Below are 1,064 nucleotides of genomic sequence, written 5' to 3' on the forward strand. Positions count from 1 at the left end.
TGTCGTTAAACACGCGACGGTTCAACAATTGCGTCAGAGGGTCTAACTCGGCCATGCGTTTTAGCTCAACCGTCTTAATATCAAGCATTTCGGCTAAACGTTCTTTTTCTCGTGACTGTAAGTTAACGATGTAGCTGATCAAAAACGCAATCAGAAGACCTGCGATGGTCGTTCCCGTTAAAATGGAGCGCTCCCAAGCAGACACGGCATCTGAAAGTTTGAAATCAATTCGCCATTGTCGATTAGGCAGCTGAATCGTTCGGCTGATCACTTTACCGCTGATCCGATCCCAGTTTTCACTTTGAAACAAAAACGGGTCGTCAGAGGCATCAAAACCTAAATCTTCCACTCTGACCGACATCTCAAGTTCCGTCGCCGTCTTGGTGATCAGCTCTTCGAAATAAACAGTGCTACGAATCACACCTGTAACCACGCCCAACAGGTTTTTATTCTCGAAGTCAAAGACCGGGTGATATACCAGCAAGCCCGATTTGGGGATGGATTTGTCGTAGCCGTCTTGAAGCAGACGAACTTTATCGGAAACATTTGCGCGTTTGTTCGTCGAGATGTCGTCAAAGATCAAATCAAAACGCTTTCGAGAGAAGTAAAAACCAAGTAAAGATAAGTTGGCTTGGGTTCTTGGGTAGATGTCCGTTGCAACGTAAACAGGAGTGTTGTTTTCTAGAATATAGCCAAAGGTTTGGGGCTGATCTTTTGGAACGGTAAAGATTTGGTAATTTGGGTATGTTTGACGCATTTTAGCAATGTGCGCGTCTAAATCTTCTCGCTCTACTCGTTGCATCCACTGCAAACCAATCAAACTGTGCGAGCTATTGATAACCTGCTCTGCATAAACGGGAAATGCTGACCAATAAGAACTGTCTATAGAATGATAAAAATTGGCCCCCGCTCCGATAAATTTCAAATCATTTTCAACATTTGCTTTTAGAGATTCAGCTTGTCGATCTGCAAGGGTTGCAAAAGTAGCGAGGGTGTATCGTTGCTGAATTTGGTAGGCCACACCAACTACGCCTGCAGTGACGAGGAGCGCCGCTACAAAAGCA

At 44.7% G+C, this 1,064-nt stretch carries 1 protein-coding gene; it reads right to left on the minus strand.

Annotated features, from left to right (window positions below; translation table 11 throughout):
- A partial coding sequence (locus R8269_RS26085; RefSeq protein ID WP_318223022.1) for a CHASE domain-containing protein occupies positions 1–1,064 on the minus strand: 1,064 nt, incomplete at both ends.

The organism is Vibrio sp. Vb0667 (assembly GCF_033391095.1).